The following is a 24443-nucleotide window of genomic DNA, read 5'->3' as shown; positions in this document are numbered from 1 at the left end:
TCTTCATTCTACCTACTGCCGCATAGCCTCCACCGGATCAAGCTTACTGGCTTGTACTGCTGGGATAAAACCAGCTACTACGCCGATAATGATCGACATGCCAGCGCCTAGCAAAACATTACCCAGGTCGATATAGATTGGGAAATCCAGTGCTGCTGTGAGTATTTTAGTAATGAGAAACACTAGGCCAAGCCCCATCGCGCCCCCTAAGAGACAGAGGATGATCGCTTCGATCAAAAATTCAGATAGAATGATGTGACGTTTGGCTCCAAGAGCTTTCTTTACGCCGATTTGACTGGTTCGTTCTTTGACAGAAACAAACATGATGTTGGCAACTGATACGCCACCAACGAGGATAGAAAAGAACCCAATTACACCGCCTAGTAGGTTGAGGACTCCAAAAAATGAATCAAACTGTTCTGAAACGACGGTCAATTCATTGAACGCAAAAGTGTCCTCTTCTCTTGGGTTCAGTCTGCGCTGTGATCGGACGAGTATCCTTAGTTCGCCTTTCAGTTTTTCGAGACTAACGCCTGGGCGTGCTTTTACGGCAATGAATGAATCTGTGTTTTTTCCTTTTACATTGACCAAGCGGCTTACTTTATTGTAAGTAACGATTACTGCTTCATCAAAATCCAGAGGATTGATTAACTCATCTCCTGAGCTTTCTAAAACACCAATGACTTCGTAAGTACCTCCTTGAAGTTTGATGGATTTACCGACGGGCTCAACCGACCCAAAAAGCTCTTCGGCCACAGTAAAACCGAGGACGACCTTGTTGCTGGCGTAAAAAGACTCTGAGGCTGAAAAAAAGCGGCCTCTGTGAAAACCCATTCCGAATACCGATACAAATTCTGGGGTGACCCCACATAGGAAAGAACGCTCAACACTATTGTTTTTCCACTTAAGTGTTCGGGAACCGGCACCGAGAAAAAAAGTGCTCATTTGTGCAGAGCGTGCTTTGTCATTGATTACTTCATATTCTTCATAGCGTGGGGTAGGGCGTTTCATAAGGTCCCACCAATTGCTACTGTTATCTCCCCATGGCCATTTTTGTACATAGAGTACATCGTTCCCTAGTTTTTCCATGCTGCCCCGGATGTTGTCCTCTAGCGAGTCAACGGCAGAAAGCACACCGATGATACAGAAAATACCTATGGAAATGCCGAGTAAGGACAGGAAACTTCTGAGCTTATTACCACTTAGTTGTTGGCTAGCTTGCCGGATACTTTCCGTGAAGATTTTAAAAAATATTCTCATGGTACGGGTGTTGAGTTCACGAAGCTAATGAACGTGACTGAATCAGCCGTGTTTTATAGATGAAGAAAAAGGAAAAATCTGCCAACCCTGCTTATTTCACGTTCAATCGTTGATGATTATCGGTTATTGGCCTTGGGTTTGAACTAGATACAGGTTTGTTTTGCCTGTAAAAGGAATAATCAATGCATATTGATATGGTGTTTACAGAAGGCAAATAGCTTTGTTGTTGGTATATTTATAATTTAGGCACTCTAAGCTTGTCTTTTGGATAAATAAATTGCTATTTTTGCGCTCTTATTTAAGTAGTGAGCACGTTTAGCGTTTACCTGAATTATCTCTGATGAAGCTCTTTAGCTATAAGGTAAACTTTGAACTAGCATCTGAAAAAAATGTAAATGAGGACCAAACTTTCTCAGTTTAACTATGAGCTTCCTGAATCACTGATTGCTAAGTATCCGACCAAAGAACGGCATGACTCCCGATTGATGGTTGTACACCGTGAAACCGGTGAAATCGAGCACCGTGTCTTTAAGGATGTTCTTGAATACTTTGACGAAGAAGATGTACTCATTTTCAATAATACCAAAGTTTTCCCTGCCCGTATGTATGGCCGTAAGGAGAAAACGGGTGCCCGTATTGAAGTCTTTTTGCTGCGGGAATTGAACACGGAAGCACGCCTTTGGGATGTACTTGTTGATCCTGCACGGAAGATCAGAGTAGGTAATAAACTTTACTTCAGTGATGAACATGATAATGATCGTTTAGTCGCCGAGGTTGTGGATAATACGACTTCTCGTGGCCGCACCATTCGTTTTCTTTACGATGGCCCTGATGATGAGTTCCGTGAAGAACTCAGTTATCTTGGCACTACGCCTTTACCTAAGATGATGGACAGGGAAGCTGAAGAAAGTGATAAAGAACGTTTTCAAACAGTATTCGCTAAAAATATAGGAGCTGTTGCTGCTCCAACGGCTGGGCTACACTTTAGCCGAGAGTTGATGAAGCGCTTTGAGATCAAAGGTGTTGATTTTGCTGAGCTTACCCTCCATATTGGGCTAGGCACTTTTCGCAGTATCGATGTTGAAGATTTGTCCAAGCATAAAATGGATGCGGAATATTACCAAATCCTTGAAGAAGCGGTTGAACAGGTCAATAAAGCTAAAGCAGCGGGTAACCGGAAGGTTTGTGCAGTAGGTACAACTTCAATGAGAGCTATTGAAAGTTCTGTTTCCGCAGAGCTGATGCTGAAAGCTTCTGAAGGGTGGACAAATAAATTTATCTACCCTCCTTTTGATTTCAAGATCGCCAATGCAATGATCTCTAACTTCCATTTGCCAAAATCAAGCTTACTGATAATGGTGAGTGCGTTTGGAGGTTCTGATTTGATTAAACATGCTTATCAAGAAGCCGTTAAGGAAAAGTACCGTTTCTTTTCTTACGGTGATGCTATGTTGATTTTATAGCAAATGCGAACAATACAAGTCCTTTGGAAAGCGTACCTTAATAAAAAAGGTACGCTTTCTATGTTTTACACCTTTCCGTTGCGGAATCTTTTACTAGGTTTACTACTAGTAGGCATGAGTGCCCCTCTTTCAGCGACAGAGCTGGTTGCTTTTGATTTCTACGATCAGAAGTTGGAACTTTATGTCCCTGATAATTTCGTTTACCCTTACCAGCTTAGAATCGAAGAGATGGCGTTGAGGTCGCTGTATCAGGAGTTTGAACGACGCCCCTATCAGTCGCTACTTACTGATTTGCAGGAAAAAGCTTCTCTTCTTCAATTGAATGACTGGCTGTTTTCTCAGTTGATTAGGCAGGGGCTCCAAGCGATTTATAAAAAGCAGGCTGGTGACCCAATCGTTGAGTATGCGACTTATTTCCTTTTGGCCAAAAGTGGGTACGATGTTCGGTTAACTTACCGTGATAAGCTGCTACAAGTAAATGTATATACGACGGATGTATTGTATGAAATTCCTTTGATTCAGGATGGAAATCGTCAATATGCAAACATTTCGAGCGGTGTTCGTGCCACAAATATGGGGCGGTCGATGTACCTGTTGGACCAGGCACCTCAATCTCGTGGCCGGGTATTTTCTTTTTTAATGAAAAGGTGGCCTGCCGTTTTAAACAGTAGCGAGGCAAGAAGTGCTGTTTTTCAATATCGTGGACATAGCCAGGAGATCAACTTCCGATATAATCCAGGGCTAGCTGGACTTCTGAAAAATTACCCGCTAGTTGATGAGCACTGGTATATGGAAGCTCCGCTATCCGAAGCATTGCAAGCTACACTGATTCCGCAGTTGAGACAACTTCTTAAAGGAAAGACCCAGCGGGAGAGCCTAGAGTATTTGGTAGCATTTACACGCTCTGCCTTTGTTTATAAGGATGACAAAATTGTTTTTGGAACGAATAAACCAATGGTCGCTGATGAGTTGTTTTTTTATCCATTTTCTGACTGCGAAGATCGGTCTGCATTGTTTTATGCCTTGGTAAAAACGTTACTTGAACTGCCAATGATCGTCATAGCTTATGAAGATCATTTGAGTATTGCTGTAGCGGCGCCCGGATTAATCGGGGATGCTGTTACTTACAATGGTCAGGTTTATGTGTTTTGTGATCCGACAGGCCCACAAAATTCCTCAGAAATAGGGAGGATTCCCCCTGGGTATGAAGACCAAACCTTTGAAATTCTCGGATCATTTACTGGGCGCAAGGAATAGTATTTTAACGATTGTTGAACTTCTGTTACTACTTACCCGTTCAGTTTATTACATTTGCCTGAATTTTAGCCTACGGTATATACTGTGGTTAATTTGATATAGGATTATTTTTGACCAAAATAAAGCAAGGGCTTTTTTACTCTTGCGGAAAATTTGCAAACAGAACAAACTGTCTAAGTATGTATTGGACATTGGAATTAGCCTCTCATTTAGAGGATGCACCTTGGCCTGCAACGCGCGATGAACTCATTGATTATGCTGTTCGTTCCGGGTCTCCACTTGAGGTGATTGAAAACCTTCAAGCAATGGAGGACGAGGGAGAAATGTATGAGACCATCGAAGATGTATGGCCTGATTATCCCCGTAAGGATGACTTTCTTTTCAACGAAGATGAGTATTAAAGAACGTACGGTGTAAGTTTACAAACTCCGTTTTTAACGCAAAAAAAGGTTTTACTCTCAGGAGTGAAACCTTTTTTTATTTTTGGAGTAAACCCTGTTACATTTAGTTCTTTATTTTAGCTATTTTGTGACAAGGCAGTCTGTGTGTAAAGAGAGCGTTGTTCAAAAGTGTAGATCGTCTCTTTTGATTGCTATTTTGCTTTGTATGTGAACCTACCCAAACAGAGAAACGATGAAAAACCTTCTGGAGATCGCCGGAGTGGTAACCAAAAAGAAAGTCAAGAAAATTGAAATTTTTGATGAATACTCGCTTCGTAATAAAGGCAGTAAATTCAACGAATTCTATGAAGACCTGACTTCTGGAGAATACAAGAATGACCGTGATGCTTCTAGTAAGCTTTATGGTTGTACACCTAAAGATGCCCGTTATCGCCAGCTAAAATCACGGTTTCGCAAACGGCTTTTGAATACCCTCTTTTTCCTGGATGTCAATAAGCCTTCTGCTTCTAATTATGATCGCGCTCATTTCACTTGCCATAAAGAATGGACACTGGTCAAAATTCTATTGGATAATGACGCACATAGTTCGGCAATGGGGTTGGCCAGGAGCATCCTGACGACCGCCCAGAAGTTTAGAATTTCGGAAATAATTGTCAATTGTAGCCGAATTCTCAGAGAGGATGCTGCCCTAAATGGTAACAATAAAGATTTTGAACTTTATGATAACCTGTTGAAAAACTATAGTGTCATCCTTTCGGCAGAGATGCGCTCAGAGGAGTTGTACCAGCGTGTTGTAATGGATTATTATCAGCCGGTACACAAAGACAATGACCTGGAAGAACGTATTGATACTTACAGTACAACATTACTAAGTTTGTCTGAAATCAATGATTCGCCATTGGTTTTTTACAATATGTTTTTGGTGTGGTCTATGCGTTTTGAAATGAAAAGAGAATACACCGCTTTATTGGAGGTGTGTGAACGAGCAGGGAATTATATCAAGGACCACCCCAAATTTTACCAAGAAGAACGCCTGATCGAATTTTATACCAAAGAGATGTCTGCTTATTTGCACCTCGGGAATTATACCAAGGGGCAGATAAATGCAGAGAAGTGTCTCAAGCAATTTCCCGAGGGTAGTAGACCATGGTTTACCTTCATGGAGTATTACCTATTACTGGCGTTACATACCAATCATCATATTCAGGCTTTGGCCATTTATAATCAAACGGTTGCGAATAAGAAGTTTGTTAAACAAGACGCTAATACCCGTGAGCGTTGGAAATTATTTGAAGCGGTTATCTATTTTTTACTTCAACGAAGTGGTTTATCTAAGCGTATCATTGCTCCTAAACGTCAAGCGACCTTCCAGCCTGAAAAATTTGTAGAGAAAGACCATAATTATGGTTCCGATCAAAAAATATTGACGGTCTTTATGTTGATCATGCAGGTGTTCTTCCTGGTGGTGAAAAAGCAGTACAACCGGAGTGACGAACTGATTAACCAACTGCAGAATATGGCTAATCGCAACCTTCATAAGGATGAATATTACCGGCCTATCCAGTTTATTCGATTGCTATTACAAATCCGTAAAGCGAGCTACCAGTTAGAAGAATTACGCAATACTGAAAAGTACTTAGAGAATCTCGTGAAACATCCTTTTTCTTATCGTGGAATTGCTTCTCAATTTGAGCCCTTGCCTTTAGAAAAACTTTGGCAGGAATTTCTGGATCATTTGGATTAGTCCTGGCTTGGAGAGGCCGAAACTAGGGCTTATCTTCACCGCTAATGAATAAAGAAGGAATAATTATAGCTGTTGATGGCTTTTCGGCGTGTGGCAAAAGCACCCTCGCTAAGCAACTCGCCTTGGCTCTAGGGTATACTTACATTGATACAGGCGCAATGTATCGTGCTGTTACTTATTTTTTCCTCAGAGAGCAACTCGACTGGAATGATGAGAAATCAGTACAGGAGGCATTGACGAGTATCCAGATTGACTTTCGCAGAGAAGAGGATGGAAGTTTACATACCTACCTGAACGGAGAGGATGTTGAAAAATATATTCGTACTATGGAGGTGTCTGAATCGGTAAGTCCAGTAGCTACTATTTCAGCAGTCCGGCGTTTTTTGGTTAAGCAGCAACAAGCGCTTGGAGAGAAAAAATCATGTATTCTGGATGGACGAGATATAGGCACTATTGTTTTTCCGAAAGCAGGCTTGAAGATTTTCCTTACGGCAGACCCTGAAGAACGGGCTCGCCGGCGATTGAAGGAGTTATTGGAGAAAGGCCAATCCGTTAGCTTAGCTGAGGTGGCAAAAAACCTTACAGAGCGCGACCATATCGACAGCACAAGAGAAGATAGCCCTCTGCGACAGGCTGAAGATGCAGTTATTATTGATAACACCGTATTGAGCCCAGAAGAACAGTTGGCAATGATTAAGACTTTGGCCGAGATGCGTGGAGCATAGTCTAATGATTTTACAGCATTAAAAAGCCTCTATTTTCATCAATTGGAAATAGAGGCTTTTTAATAAAAAAGAACTGATTACAAGTCACGCAAAGAATTGCGATCGCGTAAAATGTCTTTTAGTTCCTTGAGGAAGGCATATTGATGGGGAAGCGCATCTTTGAGAGCATCTTTAATGCTAACAAAGGCACCTAGCTCCATATCCTTTAGTTTATCTTTCAGTTGTTTGGCGTCTTGGTACAACATGGTTTTCAAACTAGGGATTTCATGCCAATCACCCTCTACTGCAAAGGCTTCTTCCTGTTCTCCGCTTGCTTCTTCCCTTACAGGATCGAGCGTAATATAATCTTCAGGAGACTGTTCGGCGAGCTCTCCTTGAGGGAAGTTCAAGGTGTTTGCTTTTTGATTATTTACAAAAAACACCTCCAGCCCGCTTTCGCGAAAGCGATAAATGATAAGGTTGACTTTCTTCCTGAGGCTCATAGCCTGAAATTTCGTGAATAATTAATCTTACAACAGAGGCTTACAACAAATGTTCATTCCTCGTTGTGAAGAGATTGCAAAGTTACGGCTTCTTGGTCAAATTTAGGAACCTACAGCTCTTTTTACCAGCTCTTCCAAAGCGAGGGCAAGGAACAACTGCTCTTCCTTGTCACTAATGTCGGGGCGAATGAAGCTAAAAGCCCGTTCGTGGAGTCCTTTTTCTGCTTTAACGATACTGGTTGTGAGGTTGCCTACTTCCTTGCCACCGATTTCTACAGGTTGCATCGCTTCTTTACCTGGCTTCAGTTGAGCAATTACTTTTCCTGTGCGTTTGCCTTTCAAAATGCCGTCACGAGAAAGTGTACCTACTTCCTGGCTATCAATGAAAAGGGTGGCTGTGCCTTTCTTGATCCAGAAAATATATTCGTGTTCGGCGGTACGAGCATAGAGTAAGGCATTGGGCTTTTCCGCTTTGCCAAGGTATTGGCGATAGCTATAAGCGAGGACTGGCTCGTGATAGATAGTTGTGAAAATCCCTTTAGCAGTAGTCGTCACACCTTTCCTTAAAACTTGCTTATCCTGGCCTAGGCTAAATAGCTCAAGTTCTTCTTTGTCAATAGGAACCAGCTTGGTTACCCAAGTATCCATATCTTCTTTCAGGCGCTCGGTTTCCATGGCTAACCGCTTGTTCCCAGGAGCCATGTTTTTTGCAATGAGGCTGGTTAGTACCAAGCCTCCAATCACCAAGGTGCCAGCAAGTATTGCTAAGTAAATCATATATTGATCGACAACTATTTATTAGTATGCAAAGATAATGTTTTGCGAGAACAAGTAAGACTTACTTGTTTCGTTTGCTGAGATAAAGGTCCTGGATGTTAGGTAGGCTCAGGGTTTGCCGTCTATGCTTGATCGCTGCAAGGTCTTCCTTACTAAGAATGTTCCAGGTCGACTTAAGTAGAATAGTATCCAGCTCGTTTTGAATTGTTGGCCATTCTTCCCAGTAGGTATTTTCGGAAGTACATATATCAGATACCAGTTTGGTTTTTATTTCCAAACACTCGGCTTGTAAGAAAGCGTATTCCTGGGCAAGTTGATCCAATCCAAGTAGCAATTTGTAATGGATGTTACGGCCTAGTAGACTGTGCTTCTGGTGTAGCGTAACTGGAAATTCCCAGCTGTAAAAATGATACTCAATCCCGTCTGGAGGATAAACTTCTGTTTGGTAAAACTGAAATATGGCTATTTCGGCTTCCGTTTCTGCTACTTGTGAACAGCGGTCTACCCATTGGTTGAAGTCTATCCACCATCCTGGGCCTGCGTCTGTTTGATAAGCCAATGCCGCAGGAAACAAGCCTTCGTACTGATAGGCAGGCAATAAAGGGTAATTCTGCAATGAGGTCTCCAGTTGATCACGGAGAACACGCATGGCCTGAAAGGTGAGTAATAGAACACCAGCTTGGTTGGCATTGTTCCACTGATCCCAAATTTGTTCGTACTGTAAAAGTGCTGTGGTATTAAAAATACTACTTAACCTATTGTGCCATTGCCATGCTAAAACATCCTCATTTCCCAAGTTGAAATTTGTGGGATTGGCATATACCCAAGCAGGTTCCTGGTTGGGCAAGATCACTTTTAGGAAAGGCTCCAGCAAGGTGTCTTTACGCGTAGTTTGGGGGTAAAGTCGTGGCGAAATTTCTCCAGTGAGGAGAAGTTTTTCGCCCTTTTTTAACGCGATTATGGGCTGGCCATCAGGTTGATCATAAGCGGTAAGGTCTTGTTGTAACACCAGCTGCTTTTCGGTAGTCGTGTTCCCAGTTTCTTCTTCTTTAGCATCGTGGGACGGCTGACAAGAGAGACAGGAAAAAAGCAAAGCGATTACTGCGGGAAAAACAATAAGCTTGTTTCCCCATTGGAGGTTCTCCTCTTTTCGTTTTGAGTATTTGTGCGGAAACACAAGTCTTGCTTTATTAGTAAATAAGGTAATTGATGAAGAAGAATAAAACGAGATAAATCCAGAGGATATCGAGGAAGTGCCAGTAAATGGTGAGTAAACGAAGTTTTAGCCTTTTTTCCGGATCACTGAAATAGACAAGGACACTTACAGGGTCTTGCATTTTTGTAAAAGCTTGCCACATGAAATAGCCCAGAAAAGGAATACCCCCAATAACGTGTGCAAAGTGTAAACCGGAAATCAAGTAAAGATAACCAGCAGAGTTGTTACTGTTAATGAAAATTTCTTGCTTAAAGAGCTCCATCCAACCTACGGTTTGCAAGGCAAGAAACAAAAAGGAAAGCCCCATCGTAATCCCGAGGGCTACTTTGTATCGATCTGTATTGTCTGCCAAGTATGCTTTTTTTGCAATAAGCATGGTGCCACTACTCGCTAGTAGGATGAAGGTGTTGAAAAGAAAAATCGAGGGGAGCTTGATAGGTGGAACAGAACTCTGAACCCTGGAATATACAAACGAAATACTGAGCGATAAGAAAAGGATCGATAGGCTGAAGATGATCAGCATCAACAAAACATTGTAGGGGTGGAAAGCGAAAGACCCGTATTCATCGCCATCTACATGGTACTGATCACGAAGCGGTTTGTTTTCGTTCATTTTTTCTGTCTTGACGATTTTCCTTGCCGCAACGATTGCTACAGTATTTTACTTCATCCCACACTTTTTCCCATTTTTTACGCCAATAAAATGGACGTTGGCAGTGTAGGCATAGCTTTTGCGGAAAATCAGCTTTTTTTCTTGTTTTCGGCATTGGGTTTTCAACAGAAAATACAACTAAAGGTTGTCGAATCAAGCCAGCGATTTAGTTATAGCGGACAATCGCTCGTTGATAGAGGACTGTTGCAACGAGATTTCTTCCAGTTGTAGGCCCTCCCGTTTCAAGTGATCGTCGAAGCGGAGGAAGTTATCATCAATACGCTTCTTGAGGTGAACAATGTAGCGTTTGAGTGTACTATTGACTTCCTCTGTGAGGCGCTCACGGCCTTGGTCTATTTCTAAACGGAAGCCATCAATAATCTTTTTACGCTTGGAACGGGTGCTGAAGCCCGCAAATAATAGCCCAATGGCAGTAAGTAGACCTCCTGTGATATCAAGCATCCCGATTTGACTGACGGTCATTAAAATAACACCAATGGCAGCAATCCCGGATCCGGCAGCGAGGTTAGGGGAGAGGTTACTCTTTTCAGGGAATAAGGATTCGTCTGTAAAGTTTTCAGTTTTATTGATGAATCGCGAAAACTGGTCTTGCAAATCGCGGAGCACATTTTCACGCCGTTCTGCGATGTCGCTGAAAATCTCATGGTCGTTACTAAGGATAGTTTTACTAGATCTGATCTTTAGATCAATGATCTTTGCCATTTGCTGGATACTGTCAGCCAGGTCAATCATACCTTCGTTAAGTCGTTGTTGGAGCGCGCCATTGAGTTCGCCTTCCATTTCCTTGGCAAGCCCCTCAAGCCATTGCTGGGCAGAAGGTGTTTTTGAGAAAATGCTGCTCACTGATCGGCGCAGCAGTCCGAATAAACTAAGACCACCTTCCAACTCATAGGCCTTCTTGGTAGTAATCCTATCGTATGCTCCGACCAGGGCATCATTGAGTAAATCAACCTGCTTATAGCTTTTTGTTTCTTGGTCACTGAGGGTTTCACGAATGTCTTCGCGGAATTCTTGATCCGCCTTGTACTGTTGTTGACGCAAATCAAGCCCGGTTGCAATCCGGTCATTGATATTGCTTGCCGTTTCAACACTGTTGATGAGCTTTAAGGCTGGAGCCTGACCACCCGTAATATGATTTTGGATATAAGTTCGCAATTCAGCAAAACCAGATTCCTCTGTTTGCCCTTCTTGTTCCTGCTTGGCGGAAACGGCAAAAACATTAGGTGCGGTCATTCCTTTCTTTAGCGCATTATCCCTGACACCCTGTATGTTTACGGCTAAATCATCAGCAGGCATCAAGTCTTTTTGTTGTAAAACAAAGATGACCTTCTTGCGCCATTCTCCCTGGATGAAGTCGAAAAATTCCCAAGCAGATTGCCGATAGGGGTTTTTGGCCTCAAAAACAAAAACGATCAAGTCTGAAGCGGGAATAAAACGTTCGGTAATCTCCTGGTGGTGCTCAACGATGGTATTGGTACCCGGCGTGTCTACAATTGCTATGTCTTGCAGGATATCAACGGGCAGCATGATTTTCTTGAGGTAATCATTGACCATCACTTCTGCTTTTTCTTCTCCGTAGAGAATTTGCTGGATGGTATCCGTCATAGGTTGTGGTGCTACCTTGGTGATCTCCTCCCCAGTAGCGAGCAAGGCATTGACGAAGCTGCTTTTGCCGGCCTTTACCTCTCCTACAATAACAAACATGAAGGGCTCGTGGAGCCGATTACGCAAATCACTGACCGTATGGCTCATCTCTTCATGGCCAATCCTGATCGTTAACTCGTGCAAATCCTTAGTTATTTCTTCTAATTGAGCCCGATGGGTTTGCAGTTGCTGATTGAGCAATTTCGTCACAGTAAAATGGTTTTATGCGCAGAACAAGTCTGATCTTAAGACGAGGAATTTTCGCTAAGATACAGATTGGCCTGAGGTCCTTGGCAAAAAAGTAAATCCAAGATACTGAGATTGGCCATAAAACCATGACGTTCACGGAATACCTGGGGGTAAGCGGTGAAGTTTTCCTGATAAGTACCGTTGGGAGGGTAGGACTTGGGGCTTATTTGCTGGCGGATATCATGAATATCCTCTTCATATTGGGTGCGAAATTCTTTGGTCGTATGAATAGGCTTATCCCATTGTAGTAAACGGAAGATTGTTTTCAGTAAAGCTAGATTGAAATCCCAAAGTAATGCAGGAGGATCGGTGAAAATCGGCATTAACTCATCAGCATAGTAGGGGAAAAAAGGAGCATTCCCATAGGCTGAACGTATACTTTGCCAGTGCTGACGAGGCCAATCTTGGTGGAAATTAAGTACTACTTCCCGAATGAGTAGTTGATTGTTTTTGCCTTTTTCTAGCGGTATGCTCAAGCGTTGCAAGCCATTAGCACCCACGATATAGCAGCGGTTGCGGTAGGACCCTTTCTGGTAATTCTCACAAGCCTCCAAAAGGATTTTATCAGCAGCTTTGAAATGGCGAAAGCTAGCTATCGAAGGAAGGAAGTGGAGTTCTGAAAGGACGGTGTTCAAAATCGTAAGTTAGTAACCGGAAAAGTAATCGCAAGACGGATTGCGCGGGGCAAAATTGTAGAGGGATACGAGGCGGTTGGCACCGCCCCTATGGTAGAGGGTAAAGAGATTAGAGGTGCCCAAATGAGCCGTTGCTAAATCTCTCTACCCTCTACTAAAAGGGTGCGAAGCTTATATAGCTAAACCTCACGTTATATTAAGCTCTTGGAATCAAAGCCGTATCGCGGGTAGCGGCGGGCTTTTTCTTATCGCCCTGGGTGTTCATCGCCATCTGTACTGCACGTAGTGTATTCGCTACACCACCGGTGACAGATAGCTTGTTGAGCATTACTTGCTTATCATCTTCTCCTGGAACGTTAACCAGGAAAGAAGGCTGGATAGAAGAATCCATGATGATTTGCTTCACCTGTTGAGCCGTTAGGTCAGGGAAGTAAGAACGCAAGGTAGCTGCCAAACCAGCAACCATTGGAGCTGCCATACTGGTACCCTGTAGGTCTTGATAGTTATCATCAGGAACAGTAGCGTAGATTTCTACACCTGGTGCAAAAACGTCTACTTTGTCAGCACTCCAGTTAGAGAAGCCAGCCGTAAGGTTTTCGTCATTGCTAGCCGCCATAGCGCCTACTTCAATCCAAGTTTCTGCATACTTAGGGCGGAACAGTCCACGACGGTCAAACTTGTCATGTGGGAAGTTGTTTTCAAAGTCGTTTTCTTTTCCGTCGTTACCGGCAGCGTGGACCAAAATGACATCTTTTGAAACGGCGTAACGAACAGCAGCGTCAACGGCATCTTTGTAAGGAGAGTATCCTTTACCAAAGCTCATGTTGATCACGGTAGCACCATTGTCTACGGCATAACGGATAGCGTTTGCAACATCTTTGTCTCTCTCATCACCGTTAGGAACAGCACGTACAGACATGATGCGTACATTGCTGGCTACTCCGTCCATGCCAATATCGTTGCCGCGAATAGCGCCAACAATACCTGCAACGTGAGTGCCGTGGAGGGCGTCAGGGCCTTCAACGTCATTGTTGCCATAGTTGCGGTCGTCTAAATCAGAAGGATCATCACCTACGATATCACGAGCGTCAAATTCTGGATTCCAGTTGTAGTTGTAGGAGTCGTTGAAATAGTTAGCAGCGCCTTCAACTTGACCATATACGTCTTCGAAATTGTCGCCTTTCTCTAGGATGCCGCTCATGAACTGAGCTGCTTTTCCTACGTTACCTTCCGCGTCGGTGTGTTTTTGTACGTCATCAAGCTTGATGTCAGCAGGTTCTTTACCAATAGCCTCAATCAACTCGTTCATCATGTCAAAGGTGCGGCTATACAGCATTACATTAGGCTGCATTCCTTCACGCTTTTCATTGATAATGGTTTCGTACTCTTTGTAAAGCTCATAGTCACGACGAGCTTTTTTTGACAATTTGGAAACATCAGCACCATCAAAACGCTCGTGAAGCTTACGGTAAAGTCTCACGATCTCGAGGTTCTCAGCATTGACGCTTTTGCCATCTTTGCCTCCGATAAAGTTCCAACCGTGGATGTCGTCGATATAACCATTGTTGTCATCATCGATACCATTGCCAGGAATTTCATCCTCGTTTACCCACATGATATCCGCTAAATCTTCATGCTCGGCATCTACACCTGAGTCGATAATTGCGACAATTACTGTTTGGCTGGCTTTGCCATTGAGTATTTCCCGGTAAGTTTTGGTAGTACTCATACCAGGATAGCCATCTTCAGCCATATCCATGTGTGGCCAATCTTTTGGTGTTGGCTTTTCGTCCTGGGCATTAAGAAGGGTGCATCCGAAAACGAGGAGCATCCCTAAAATGAGATTAAATTTCATGTAAAAGTTAATGTTTGTGCATAATTCAACGTACCGAACGGTGAAAAAAACAAAGAGGAATCTATCCGCCGGGACGTGAGTAAAATATTGCTGTTTACGGAATAAAACCCGTTGGGGTTTTCTATATCTTCTACTTTTTGGTAAAAATTTCTCAAAAGTAGAAAATGAACGTATAATTCTGACTTTTATGTTGGGAATAAGTCACAAGTGGATCGCAAAAGGAAGTGAATAGGCATTAATGACGAATGAATGACTTTAAACTTGTTGATCAATAGCAATCATTCGATCTTCTACTTCACGTACCAAGTCGGTGAATTTTGGATCGCGCTTCATTTCTCTGTCTCTATGAAGCGGTAAGTCCACTTGTATATGGTCTATAAATCGAGAAGGGGCTTTTTTCATAATATAAATATCATCCGCAAGATAAACGGCTTCAGATATATCATGGGTGACGAAAATTACTGTTGGATGAATCTCTCGCCACAGGTCTGCCAGCAAATCTTGCATTTGCAGTCGTGTATTGATATCAAGTGCTCCAAAAGGTTCGTCCATCAATAGGATTTCCTGATTGGCCATCAAGCTTCGAGCAATTGCAACACGTTGTAACTGGCCGCCAGATAAGGTAGGATATTGGGCGAATTTGTTTTCGTGGCCGGCGAGACCCACTTTGGAAATCATCTCCATAGCCCGTTGCCGTCGTTCCTTTTCACTGACTCCTTGGTAGGCTAGTGCCAGTGATACATTGTCGAGAACCGTTAGCCAGGGTAGACTTGAATACTGTTGAAAAACCATCCCTACGCGGTTGTCCGCATCAATGGGTTTGTCATGTAACAGCACTTGACCAGAGGTGGGTTGCTGCAATCCGGCAATGTAACGGAGTACGGTTGACTTACCACAGCCGCTAGGTCCCAAGATGACAACGAACTGCCCTTGTGCAGGCTTGTCTTCTACCAAGAAGTCAAGGTTTTGCAGGACGAAATTTTCGCCACCATCGTAAGAATGCGAAACTTGCCGCAGTTCAATAATATTCTTTTGATTACTATCAGTAAATAAGGACATAGCTTATTTCGTGTATGAACGTTGAAAACGGAACTCTCCGTAAAGAATCATAATGAGCCCTGTAATCACGGTGATGTACATCAGGTTAGATAAAATGCTCGCAAGCGATGGAATGAACGCACCGAGTAACAGGAACAGCATAACACTGCCCAGAATGACGAGAAAGCCAATCTTTACTTCCTTGAGCCCACCAAAAACGGTTTTGTAATATTTATGAGGAAATAGCCGCTTGTCCAGATAGATAAACAAACGATCCTGGAGGAAGCCAACAAGGATAATGATGATTAACCAAGCAAAAACCTTGTCTACTTTACCGTATTTGCCATTCACCCAAATCATTGCTCCAACACCACCGTCCCGGTTTAGTAATTCAGCAATGATAATATAGGTCCAGCTGATTGCTGTTAAAACGCGGATATCATCCATCAGCTTACTGAGAACAGAAGGCAGGTAAACCGAACGAATCATTTGCCAGTTGGTAGCGCTGAGGGTGAAAACGGTTTTTAAATAAACTTCTTCTACTTCATTTATTCGCTGAATAACCACAGGAAGCAAGTAAACCAAAATACCAAAAGCGAGGAAGGCAACCTTCATATTGTCGCCTACTCCAAACCAGAGAATAAAAAGGCCCGTTATTGCAGTGATTGGCAGATAACGCAAAGCATCGACTTGTTTGCTAAACAAAGCCCTGACTGCGGGTACCAAGCCAAGCGGAAAGCCTATCGCCAATGCAATAAAAATAGCCCAAAAGTAACCGCGAAGATTACGCCAGATCGAAATCCAGGTATTCAGAAATAACTCATCTTTTTCCTTGAGCACTGGAAAGGCTGCTACAACATGATGAGGGGGGGGGAGGAGGGGGTAAACCTTTTCGAATTCTGTTGCGTTGGCCAAGTTGATAGAGTCAACCGTAAAAAGGCTGTCAATATTAATGGCAAAGTCGTCGGCGTTTTGTTCTTCTATGGTAGGGATTTCGGTGCTGTATTCTACCAAAGGCCGCTCTATAGCTAGTGTTTCGGCCATTCCCCACCAAATTAATATAACAATGATAAAACCGGCCAAGGCCCAAATCCATTGTTGTTTTCCGTCGTAGCGATTACGCAAATGAAGCAATGACGCCATGCAATAGGTATATTTTTGCGGAATTTAGGGTAATTTTAGGAGTCCACAAAATTTCATTTCCAACAGCAACTTTTACACCTTTACAGCTATTTTATTGCGCATAAAATAAAGTGCGATTTTTCTTAAGTTTTTCAAATAGTTAAAACACTTGAAATGAAGCGTTTATTCAACTATTATGAAAAACAAAATCGCTTTTTATTTTCGTGCTGTTTCTTATAACTTTTACACCCGAATTAGATGTCTGTCCCTTTTTCTACCCACTGGCATTGGATACGAGCTGCAGGCCGATATTATTGGCGGGCGCAAACGCGCTATGATGTTCATTCGCCCTTTTTAGCGGCGTGGCTGAAAGCGGTTATGGAAGATGATCGGGAGTACTATGCTTTTGATGAAATCGAAATCATTCGCAATTATTGGTTGCGCACCCCCCAGATAGTAGACTACTCTTCTGATTTAGGGGCTGGTAGCCGTGCTGGGCAAGGTGCAAAAAGAGCAGTTAAAGAGATGGCACGTTGGAGTAGCGTTGATCAACAAACGGGCCAACGCTTATTTCGAATGATGCAATTTTCAAAGCCAAGTACGATTCTTGAATTAGGCACCAACCTTGGTGTTTCAGCGATGTATCTACAGCGAGGAGCGGTAGCCGCCAAGCTTTATTCTATAGAAGGACAGGAAGCAGTGGCTCGGTTGGCCAAGGAGTCTTTCCGCCGCTTAGGGGCGCAGTATCAACCAGAAATTATTACGGGTAGCTTTACGGAGGTTTTACCTAATCTGTTGTCTCAAATGAAACAGGTGGACGCCGTTTGGTTGGATGGTGATCACCGTAAGGAAGCGACACTGGCTTATTTTGAAGAAATTTTACCTTTTCTTCATCCAGGAAGCATCGTCGCTATTGGAGATATCCATTGGTCAGAGGGGATGGAAGCTGCCTGGGAGTTGTTGAAAAACCACCCTTCCGTCACGTTGAGCGTAGACCTTTTTGAATTTGGGGTACTCTTCTTTCGGGAAGAACAACAAGAAAAAGAGCATTTTACGCTGATTCCCTATCAGTATAAACCTTGGCGATTAGGCTTTTTCTGAGCCTGCCCCAAGTACTTAAAAGAAGACGGCCCGCTGAAATTATCAGCAGGCCGTCTCTTATATTGAAAGGATGTATTGTGAAAATCCTTTTACCTTATTTTTAGTACAAAGTACTAGTTAAAGGTGTAACGGATACCAATACGTCCACGCCAGCGAGAACCACGGTCAAAGATATTGAAGCGGTCATCACCTAAGCGCTCGTCATCGAAGCTAAACTGAGGGGTTGTGCCATCAGCCTCGTAACCTTCGAAGTTGATCAATTGATAGTCGAATGGATTGGTGTAGATAACACCCCAATCAGAGTTTAGCAAGTTCGCAAAGTTGAAGATATCCAAAGAAATCTCCAGCTTATTGGTTTTTGTACCTGTCTTAACACCGAAAGACTGTGCAATACGAAGGTCAAACTGGCTGAAGAAAGGCGTACGAGCACCATTCTTCTCAGCATAACCACCACGGTTTTCACTCAGGTAGTCATCTTGCTCGATGAAAGTGTTCAATGCTTCCCACTGTTGTGCAGCAGTAGCACCGTCAATATCAACCAAGTTGATTTGAGAAGCATCCGCAGGAATCCAGATCAAAGAACGGTTACGGCTAGTACTTCCGGTCTCGTTATTGATGTTGCGAGCAGAACTTTGAGCGTAAACGTAAGAGTAAGGATCACCAGATTGTCCGTTGTAGAAGATAGAGATGCCAGTGTTAAACAAACCATTGGTACCCCAAGAGTTGTCATAACCCACAGCTGCGATAATCCGCGAACCGATAGAGAAGTCAGAACGACCAACCAATGGCGCGTTACGACCATCTACGTTGAAAATACCACGCCACTGCGAAGAGTTCTGTGAAGAAGTTCCTTCCATCAATGAGTTGGCATCACCATAGGTGTAAGCAACATAAGTGTTTAGACCGAAGTCAAAGTCCTTAGCCAAAGAAGCAGATACGTTGTAGGTGTTACCTTCATTGGTGTTAGAACCAAGGTAGATAGACTCGTAAGTAGGATCAAGGCTAGTACGTGTGTATACAGGACGATCGTCAGGACCACCGGTCCAGTTGAAGCCAACTGTTGGGTCAGAGTTTACGTTCTTGTAGATTACATCGTTCAAGGTCTTGGTGTAGATACCCTCCAAAGTAGCAGTAATGCCACCAGGAAGAATCTGGTCAATCGCTAAACTGGCACGGAATACCTGTGGGTAACGGAAGTCCTGTGTAAACAGGTCAATCTGACCAGAAGGAACCGTAAAGTCAGGGTTAGTTGGCTGCTTGTTAATATCAGCTTCGAAAGCCTGATCCAAGATGAATGCACTACCAACAGTCAAACCGTTGTTGTTGTAAGCACCACCTGGCCATACAAAAGGAATACGGCTAGTGAAGATACCAATACCACCACGAAGGTTGGTCTTGTCAGATGCAACATACTGCAAACCGATACGAGGAGAAACCATCAACTGACCTTCAGGCATTGCACCACCTTCTGCTCCCTCTATGTCGTAAGCAGCTGAAATTGCAGGAAGAGTAGTTGTGTTGAAATCACTTGCGATATTAGGATCGTCCAAAAGGATTGGAACGTCCAAACGAATACCAGCAGTAAGCGTCAACTTGTCGTTAGGAGTCCACTCATCTTGTATATAAACACCTAATTGTAGGGCATTGAAGGAAGCAGCTGCAGATGTTTCGTCACCAGTAACATCATCAACGAGTGAGTAAGAACGGTAGAATTCGTCTGCATTGTCGCCGTTCAAGAAAGCGTCAATAGACGAGAATTCATATACGCCAAAGTTCTGGCGAACAAATACGTTATTGAAGCTACTGAATTCGTTGTGCGTACCAATGGTAATGGTATGCGCATTCTTGTACAACTTGAAGTTGTTCGTTACTGTAACGATATCTTGATCCAACAAGTTGGCCGTAGAGAACTGCTCAGAACCCAAACGAATTTGCCCGTCACCATCAAAAATAATTAGGTATGGGAAGTCATTACCGATTGGATCACGGTCATCACGTACAGATGTGATACCCAATACGAAGTTGTTAGAAGCTTTAGTACCGAACATAGAGTTCAATTCTGCAGCAAAAGAGTTGGTCGTACTAGGGAAGTAAACACCATTGTTTTCGTAGTTGATGGTGAACTGGTTAGAACCATTCACGTTGAACTGCTCTGCTTTGGTGTACTGGTGGCGTACCGTCAGCTTGTTAGATTCGTTTAGGTTGAAATCCAACTTACCGAACAAACGCAAACCTTCAAGTGCGTCAATCTTACTACCAAAACCACCTGGGTTGTAACCATAATCGCTGATTAAGCGGTTAGACAGGTTGTTAAGATCAGCTTCGGAAGCATCGCCACGGTAGGTGTCGAACAAGAATGGAACTGGTGTTTCGTCACGCTGAATTTCTCCGTTGAAGAAGAAAAATACTTTGTCCTTAACAATAGGGCCACCTAAAGATAGGCCGTAAAGGTTTTGAGCAAAGTCATCCAAAGCCTCAGCTTCGCCACCGGTACGTTCGATCAATGAACCGTTGGTGTTACCTGCCAGACTTTCGTTCTGAGTAAAGTAGTAAGCAGAACCTTCCAGGTTGTTGGTACCTGATTTGGTTACAGCACTAATACCACCACCAGAGAAACCACCAAGGGTTACATCGTAAGGAGATACTACTACCTGAATCTGCTCAATTGCATCAATACTGATAGGAGCGATACCGGTTTGTCCACCGTTCGTACCGTTTGCTGCCAGACCGAATACATCGTTGTTGACAGCACCATCAATGTAGATAGCGTTGTAGCGGTTGTTCACACCAGCAATCGAAGTACCTCCACCAAAAGTGGCTTTAGATTGTGGTGTCAAACGTGTAAAATCACCCAAATCCCGGCTCAAGGTCGGCATACGGTTGATGTCGTCAGACTTAATAATGGTAGAAGAGCCAATGTTGCCACCAGCAGGGCCACCCTGAGCAGTCACCATAACGGTACCCAACTCAATAGCCGTTTCCTGGATCGTTACATCTAGACGGTAAGGCTGTCCTAGAGACAGATAAACACCATCATAGCTAGCGTCTTCAAAACCAGTGTAAGAAATCGTGATCTTGTACGGACCTCCAACCCTCATTCCAGGGATACGGAAGTTACCATTCAAGTCAGTAGATCCGCCGTAGGTCGTACCAGATGGTCCGTGTACGGCAAATACGTTGGCTCCAATCAGTTCTTCCGAACCGTCAGTGACCTTACCTTGCATGGATGAGGTTGTGGAACCTTGGCCGAATGCAAAAGATGCTGTAAGTAGCATCGCGCAAATCGTAAAAAACTTCTTCATAGTAAGTGTAAAATTTAATGAAGTATGTACGCTGCAAAATTACGTTGAGTAAAAGTAGTCAATCTTCCTTTAGTGTTAACTTTGTGTTAACTTTTTCCAAGTGCTTTGTTTCCAATAAGTTGTAAGAATTATGTTTGGTGGTACTTGAGGGGGTGCCAAAGAATTAATGGGAAACAAATAAGGAGCATTAGGAAAATATGGAGGTGCCAATTAGTTTGTTTTTTGCTTTTTTGTACTCTTATTTTTTTCGTAGTTTCAAGGCTTCAAAGCTAAATTTTCATCTTTGTTTACCCAAAACCATTTTTAATGCGAATATTTACCTTTTTCTTGTTTGCTTGTTGTTTAAGTGTAGTGGCACTTAATGCGCAAACCCCTGACTTGGTCATCTCTGAAATTATGTATAACCCACCTGAATCTGGACAGGATACTTATGAGTACCTGGAGATTTATAACAACAGTGCTGATGCTGTTGATCTTTCAGGGTACAGCCTTACAGGAGTTACTTATACTTTTACCAGCGCTACTAACCTTGGAGCTGGGGAGTATATCCTTCTTGCTGGTGACAGTATCGCCTTCGAAGCTGGATTCGGTTTAACTGCTTTACAGTGGACTGGCGGAAGCCTCAGTAATGGTGGCGAATTATTGAAACTCTTTGACGCTACTGGCGCGATAGTTGACTCTGTCGACTACGATGACAGCTTCCCTTGGGCAACTGCGGCTGATGAAGGTGGTGCCAGTTTGGTGCTTTGTGATTTCAATAGCGATAATAACGATGGAGCCAACTGGGCTGCTGCTAATACTGGAACAGGCGTATTTTCTGCCGGTGTAGAAATGTTTGGTAACCCAGGAGCTGCATCTGAATGCCCTACTGGGCCTATTGTACGTTTCCTTACGGATGAAATAGAAGTAGCAGAAGATGCGGGAACGATAACACTTGGTGTCGAAATCCGTGATGTCCAAGCTGGATCTTATTCCATTGATATTGCTGCTGATGGCGTCTTTACCGCAACCATCGGAACAGATATTACTTTTATGCCTGCTAGCTTGACTTTCTCAAGCGGAGCTGAAGTTGATACCATGGACGTTTCCATTACCATCATTGATGATATGGACCCAGAGGCATTGGAATCATTAATTCTCAATTTGTCAAATCCTTCAGTAGGACTAACAATTGAAGGTGTTTCCAGTACATCAACGGTGCTGATTACGGATAACGATACGAATATTTCAGACATTGTTATCAACGAAATCATGTATAATCCTCCTGGGACCGACTCCCAGTACGAATACCTCGAATTGTACAATAACGATGATGTTACCGTCAACGTAGGAGGCTATTATTTTTCTTTAGGTATTGAAGCTACGCTTCCAGATGTAGACCTATTACCTGGCGACTTCCTTTTACTAGCGGTAGATAGTGTTAGCTTCGAAGCTGATTATGGCCTAACAGCTTACCAATGGACAAGCGGTGCCCTTGGTAACGGAGGTGAAACACTGGAGTTACGGGATGCCTCAGGCAACGTAGTTGATGTGGTAGAATATGATGACACTGGTGATTGGCCAGAAGCTGCTGATGGTACTGGGGCTGCACTGGTTTTGTGTGATCCGTCTTCCGATAATAGTTTAGCAGCCAGCTGGATTGCTGGTGTACAGTCTACAGGTATTTTCATTAGTGGTACTGAAATTCTTGGTAGTCCTGGTACTGCTAACGATTGTACACCTGTTGCTCCACAAGAGTATACTATTTATACTATAGGTGAAGTTACTGGTGAAGACGACATGGGTAATGCAGATTCTTTAGGTGTACGTGCTGAATTGACAGGGGTTGTATATGGTGTTAATATGCGCCCTGGTGGTGCTCAGTTCACTATTATTGATGCTGCTGGAGATGGTATTGGGCTTTTTAATTTTGATAATGATTATGGCTATACCATTACTGAAGGAGATGAAGTGACGGTACAAGGTGTGATCGGCCAATTTAATGGTCTTACTCAATTGAACCTGGATACGATCATCATGAATAGCATGGATAATACCTTGTTGTCAGCACCGACTGTGACTGCCTTGGATGAGGATACCGAATCACAACTGGTAAAAGTTGAAGGAGTGAGCATCGTAGATATTACTCCTGCCGGTGGATTGAATATCAATGTTACGGATGGTGTGAATACCTTTCTAGTTCGTATCGATTTTGATACAGGCATTACAGAAGAAGACATCAATAGTCTTCAAGGACTTTCTTTAAGAGTAACAGGCCTGGGAGGACAATTCGATAACAGTGAGCCTTATGATGGAGGTTATCAGTTGTTACCCCGTTACCTTGATGATATTGAAGTAATCATCTCGACTAGTGAGCCAACATGGGCGCAAGGAGTGGAGTTGTTCCCTAATCCGGTTGCTGATCAGCTTACTATCAGGGGAGAGGTAGAACTCGAAACTCTGAGTTTGAAAAATGAACTTGGACAAACGCTTCGTACCTGGAAGGTTTCTGGTACGCAAGCCAGTGTCGATATTTCTTCTTTGCCAGCAGGAATGTACTTCCTGGAGCTACAAGCTACTGGTGAAAAAGTTACTCGTCGCATCATAAAGCAATAAGCACGCAATTTTATTGCTGTTAATGTTTTGTCAAACATGGGCTATCTCGAACTACGGGATAGCCCATGTGCTTTGTATGTCGTAATTTTGTGGTATGTATAAAGATAAGTTGAAAGTAGGGTTGAGCCTTTCAGGAGGCGGTGCAAGAGGCTTCGCACATATTGGTGCATTGCAGGCTTTACTGGAGGCAGGTGTCGAACCTGATTTAGTGAGTGGTGCTAGCGCTGGTTCCGTGGTTGGAGCACTTTATGCAGCGGGTTATTCACCAGAGGAAATGCTGCATTTTATTAAAAAAAGTAACTTCCTTCGATTGGTGAAAATAGGCTTGCCCAATGGCGGCTTGACAAAGTTGACTTACCTACAGGAACGCCTGGCAGATATTATAGAAATCGATGATTTTAGCGCCCTGAAATATCCGCTTTGTGTGGCAATAACCAACCTTAATACTGGAGAGTTGGAGTTGCGAAAAGAAGGGCCATTATTTGATGTAGTGATGGCTTCTTGTAGTATTCCGTTGGTGTTTCAGCCAGTGGAGATGGAAGGACATTTATTTGTTGATGGAGGATTGCTCTGTAATTTGCCGGTAAGCCCACTTAAAGAAGAAGCAGATTTTGTGATTGGAATAAACTTAGTGCCTCGGATAAATACAGACAAAAAGGCATTAAATGGTGTGGTAGGCATTGCTTATCGGTGTTTCGACTTGTCAGTGCTTACGAATACACAACCACAGATTGCCTTGTGTGATTTCCTTTTGGAGCCAGCGGAGATCACGAAGTTTAGCATCTTTCAATTCAATAAATACCAAGCAATCTATCAGCTGGGGTATGACACGACCAAAGCACAAATCCCTAATATTATAAAAGCCTTAGAGGCCGCACAAGCAGTGGGAGCAACTTTTTAAAGC

Annotated in this window: 20 protein-coding genes; 8 read left to right on the top strand and 12 right to left on the bottom strand. The window is 43.2% G+C overall.

Annotated features, from left to right (window positions below; all coding sequences use genetic code 11):
* Nucleotides 1–12 precede the first annotated feature (12 nt).
* Nucleotides 13–1260 (bottom strand): ABC transporter permease, encoded by a 1248-nt coding sequence (locus A3EU_RS0127715; RefSeq protein WP_020539446.1) that lies wholly within the window; start codon nucleotides 1258–1260, stop codon nucleotides 13–15.
* A 395-nt stretch (nucleotides 1261–1655) separates the two neighbouring features.
* Between A3EU_RS0127715 and queA the strand changes: the two genes are divergently transcribed.
* The 5 genes from queA (at nucleotide 1656) to cmk (ending at nucleotide 6850) form a co-directional block, all read left to right on the top strand.
* The gene (queA, locus tag A3EU_RS0127710; protein WP_020539445.1) at nucleotides 1656–2723 is read left to right on the top strand and encodes a tRNA preQ1(34) S-adenosylmethionine ribosyltransferase-isomerase QueA; all 1068 of its coding nucleotides are present in this window, start codon (nucleotides 1656–1658) and stop codon (nucleotides 2721–2723) included.
* A gap of 60 nt (nucleotides 2724–2783) precedes the next feature.
* Nucleotides 2784–3980 carry a hypothetical protein gene (locus tag A3EU_RS0127705; protein WP_020539444.1) on the top strand — a complete coding sequence of 399 codons (1197 nt, stop codon included), beginning with the start codon at nucleotides 2784–2786 and terminating at the stop codon, nucleotides 3978–3980.
* Between the two features lie 179 nt (nucleotides 3981–4159).
* Nucleotides 4160–4381 (top strand): DUF2795 domain-containing protein, encoded by a 222-nt coding sequence (locus A3EU_RS0127700; protein WP_020539443.1) that lies wholly within the window; start codon nucleotides 4160–4162, stop codon nucleotides 4379–4381.
* Between the two features lie 232 nt (nucleotides 4382–4613).
* A complete protein-coding gene (locus A3EU_RS32160) occupies nucleotides 4614–6125 on the top strand; it encodes a hypothetical protein (protein WP_020539442.1) in 1512 nt (503 codons plus the stop codon).
* Nucleotides 6126–6169: 44 nt separating this feature from the next.
* A complete protein-coding gene (gene cmk, locus A3EU_RS0127690; protein ID WP_020539441.1) occupies nucleotides 6170–6850 on the top strand; it encodes a (d)CMP kinase in 681 nt (226 codons plus the stop codon).
* A gap of 77 nt (nucleotides 6851–6927) precedes the next feature.
* Here the strand turns inward: cmk and A3EU_RS0127685 are convergent, their stop codons facing one another.
* From A3EU_RS0127685 to A3EU_RS0127645, 10 genes are all read right to left on the bottom strand, one after another.
* Nucleotides 6928–7332 (bottom strand): hypothetical protein, encoded by a 405-nt coding sequence (locus A3EU_RS0127685; RefSeq protein ID WP_020539440.1) that lies wholly within the window; start codon nucleotides 7330–7332, stop codon nucleotides 6928–6930.
* A 102-nt stretch (nucleotides 7333–7434) separates the two neighbouring features.
* On the bottom strand, nucleotides 7435–8109 hold the full coding sequence (locus tag A3EU_RS0127680) for a hypothetical protein (protein ID WP_020539439.1): 675 nt from the start codon (nucleotides 8107–8109) through the stop codon (nucleotides 7435–7437).
* A 61-nt stretch (nucleotides 8110–8170) separates the two neighbouring features.
* Nucleotides 8171–9286, bottom strand: coding sequence for a hypothetical protein (locus tag A3EU_RS0127675; RefSeq protein WP_020539438.1), 1116 nt, complete (start codon nucleotides 9284–9286; stop codon nucleotides 8171–8173).
* Between the two features lie 13 nt (nucleotides 9287–9299).
* Nucleotides 9300–9938 (bottom strand): cytochrome c oxidase subunit 3, encoded by a 639-nt coding sequence (locus tag A3EU_RS0127670; RefSeq protein ID WP_020539437.1) that lies wholly within the window; start codon nucleotides 9936–9938, stop codon nucleotides 9300–9302.
* The gene (locus A3EU_RS33755; RefSeq protein ID WP_071596876.1) at nucleotides 9913–10092 is read right to left on the bottom strand and encodes a DUF2256 domain-containing protein; all 180 of its coding nucleotides are present in this window, start codon (nucleotides 10090–10092) and stop codon (nucleotides 9913–9915) included. The genes A3EU_RS0127670 and A3EU_RS33755 overlap by 26 nt, the downstream gene beginning before the upstream one ends.
* 38 nt (nucleotides 10093–10130) lie before the next feature.
* Nucleotides 10131–11852 (bottom strand): dynamin family protein, encoded by a 1722-nt coding sequence (locus tag A3EU_RS0127665; protein WP_020539436.1) that lies wholly within the window; start codon nucleotides 11850–11852, stop codon nucleotides 10131–10133.
* Nucleotides 11853–11887: 35 nt separating this feature from the next.
* Nucleotides 11888–12526, bottom strand: a complete 639-nt coding sequence (locus A3EU_RS0127660; RefSeq protein ID WP_020539435.1) for a WbqC family protein — start codon at nucleotides 12524–12526, stop codon at nucleotides 11888–11890.
* A gap of 196 nt (nucleotides 12527–12722) precedes the next feature.
* Nucleotides 12723–14381, bottom strand: a complete 1659-nt coding sequence (locus tag A3EU_RS0127655; protein ID WP_020539434.1) for a S8 family peptidase — start codon at nucleotides 14379–14381, stop codon at nucleotides 12723–12725.
* A 255-nt stretch (nucleotides 14382–14636) separates the two neighbouring features.
* Entirely contained in the window at nucleotides 14637–15440 is an 804-nt protein-coding gene (locus tag A3EU_RS0127650) for an ABC transporter ATP-binding protein (RefSeq protein ID WP_020539433.1), read from the bottom strand.
* A gap of 3 nt (nucleotides 15441–15443) precedes the next feature.
* A complete protein-coding gene (locus A3EU_RS0127645; protein WP_020539432.1) occupies nucleotides 15444–16562 on the bottom strand; it encodes an ABC transporter permease in 1119 nt (372 codons plus the stop codon).
* Nucleotides 16563–16799: 237 nt separating this feature from the next.
* On the opposite strand from A3EU_RS0127645, the gene A3EU_RS0127640 reads away from it, so the two are divergent.
* Complete coding sequence (locus A3EU_RS0127640) at nucleotides 16800–17642, top strand: O-methyltransferase (protein WP_020539431.1); 843 nt, start codon at nucleotides 16800–16802, stop codon at nucleotides 17640–17642.
* Nucleotides 17643–17755: 113 nt separating this feature from the next.
* Here the strand turns inward: A3EU_RS0127640 and A3EU_RS0127635 are convergent, their stop codons facing one another.
* Nucleotides 17756–20944, bottom strand: a complete 3189-nt coding sequence (locus A3EU_RS0127635) for a TonB-dependent receptor (protein WP_026211617.1) — start codon at nucleotides 20942–20944, stop codon at nucleotides 17756–17758.
* A gap of 306 nt (nucleotides 20945–21250) precedes the next feature.
* On the opposite strand from A3EU_RS0127635, the gene A3EU_RS0127630 reads away from it, so the two are divergent.
* A complete protein-coding gene (locus A3EU_RS0127630) occupies nucleotides 21251–23539 on the top strand; it encodes a lamin tail domain-containing protein (protein ID WP_020539428.1) in 2289 nt (762 codons plus the stop codon).
* Between the two features lie 94 nt (nucleotides 23540–23633).
* Nucleotides 23634–24440 (top strand): patatin-like phospholipase family protein, encoded by an 807-nt coding sequence (locus A3EU_RS32155; RefSeq protein ID WP_020539427.1) that lies wholly within the window; start codon nucleotides 23634–23636, stop codon nucleotides 24438–24440.
* Nucleotides 24441–24443 lie beyond the last annotated feature (3 nt).

This window comes from Lewinella cohaerens DSM 23179 (genome assembly GCF_000379805.1).
GTDB classification, from domain to species: Bacteria; Bacteroidota; Bacteroidia; order Chitinophagales; family Saprospiraceae; genus Lewinella; species Lewinella cohaerens.
This window is presented reverse-complemented; position numbering and strand designations above follow the sequence as displayed.

Bases quoted from the DNA above. Each gene is read 5' to 3' on its own strand.
- A3EU_RS0127645 (WP_020539432.1), bottom strand. From the start codon at position 16,562: ATGGCGTCATTGCTTCATTTGCGTAATCGCTACGACGGAAAACAACAA.
- A3EU_RS0127655 (WP_020539434.1), bottom strand. From the start codon at position 14,381: ATGAAATTTAATCTCATTTTAGGGATGCTCCTCGTTTTCGGATGCACC.
- A3EU_RS0127680 (WP_020539439.1), bottom strand. From the start codon at position 8,109: ATGATTTACTTAGCAATACTTGCTGGCACCTTGGTGATTGGAGGCTTG.
- A3EU_RS0127670 (WP_020539437.1), bottom strand. From the start codon at position 9,938: ATGAACGAAAACAAACCGCTTCGTGATCAGTACCATGTAGATGGCGAT.
- A3EU_RS0127650 (WP_020539433.1), bottom strand. From the start codon at position 15,440: ATGTCCTTATTTACTGATAGTAATCAAAAGAATATTATTGAACTGCGG.
- A3EU_RS0127630 (WP_020539428.1), top strand. From the start codon at position 21,251: ATGCGAATATTTACCTTTTTCTTGTTTGCTTGTTGTTTAAGTGTAGTG.
- A3EU_RS0127635 (WP_026211617.1), bottom strand. From the start codon at position 20,944: ATGAAGAAGTTTTTTACGATTTGCGCGATGCTACTTACAGCATCTTTT.
- A3EU_RS0127705 (WP_020539444.1), top strand. From the start codon at position 2,784: ATGTTTTACACCTTTCCGTTGCGGAATCTTTTACTAGGTTTACTACTA.
- A3EU_RS32160 (WP_020539442.1), top strand. From the start codon at position 4,614: ATGAAAAACCTTCTGGAGATCGCCGGAGTGGTAACCAAAAAGAAAGTC.
- A3EU_RS33755 (WP_071596876.1), bottom strand. From the start codon at position 10,092: ATGCCGAAAACAAGAAAAAAAGCTGATTTTCCGCAAAAGCTATGCCTA.
- A3EU_RS0127640 (WP_020539431.1), top strand. From the start codon at position 16,800: ATGTCTGTCCCTTTTTCTACCCACTGGCATTGGATACGAGCTGCAGGC.
- A3EU_RS0127700 (WP_020539443.1), top strand. From the start codon at position 4,160: ATGTATTGGACATTGGAATTAGCCTCTCATTTAGAGGATGCACCTTGG.
- A3EU_RS0127715 (WP_020539446.1), bottom strand. From the start codon at position 1,260: ATGAGAATATTTTTTAAAATCTTCACGGAAAGTATCCGGCAAGCTAGC.
- queA (WP_020539445.1), top strand. From the start codon at position 1,656: ATGAGGACCAAACTTTCTCAGTTTAACTATGAGCTTCCTGAATCACTG.
- A3EU_RS32155 (WP_020539427.1), top strand. From the start codon at position 23,634: ATGTATAAAGATAAGTTGAAAGTAGGGTTGAGCCTTTCAGGAGGCGGT.
- cmk (WP_020539441.1), top strand. From the start codon at position 6,170: ATGAATAAAGAAGGAATAATTATAGCTGTTGATGGCTTTTCGGCGTGT.
- A3EU_RS0127685 (WP_020539440.1), bottom strand. From the start codon at position 7,332: ATGAGCCTCAGGAAGAAAGTCAACCTTATCATTTATCGCTTTCGCGAA.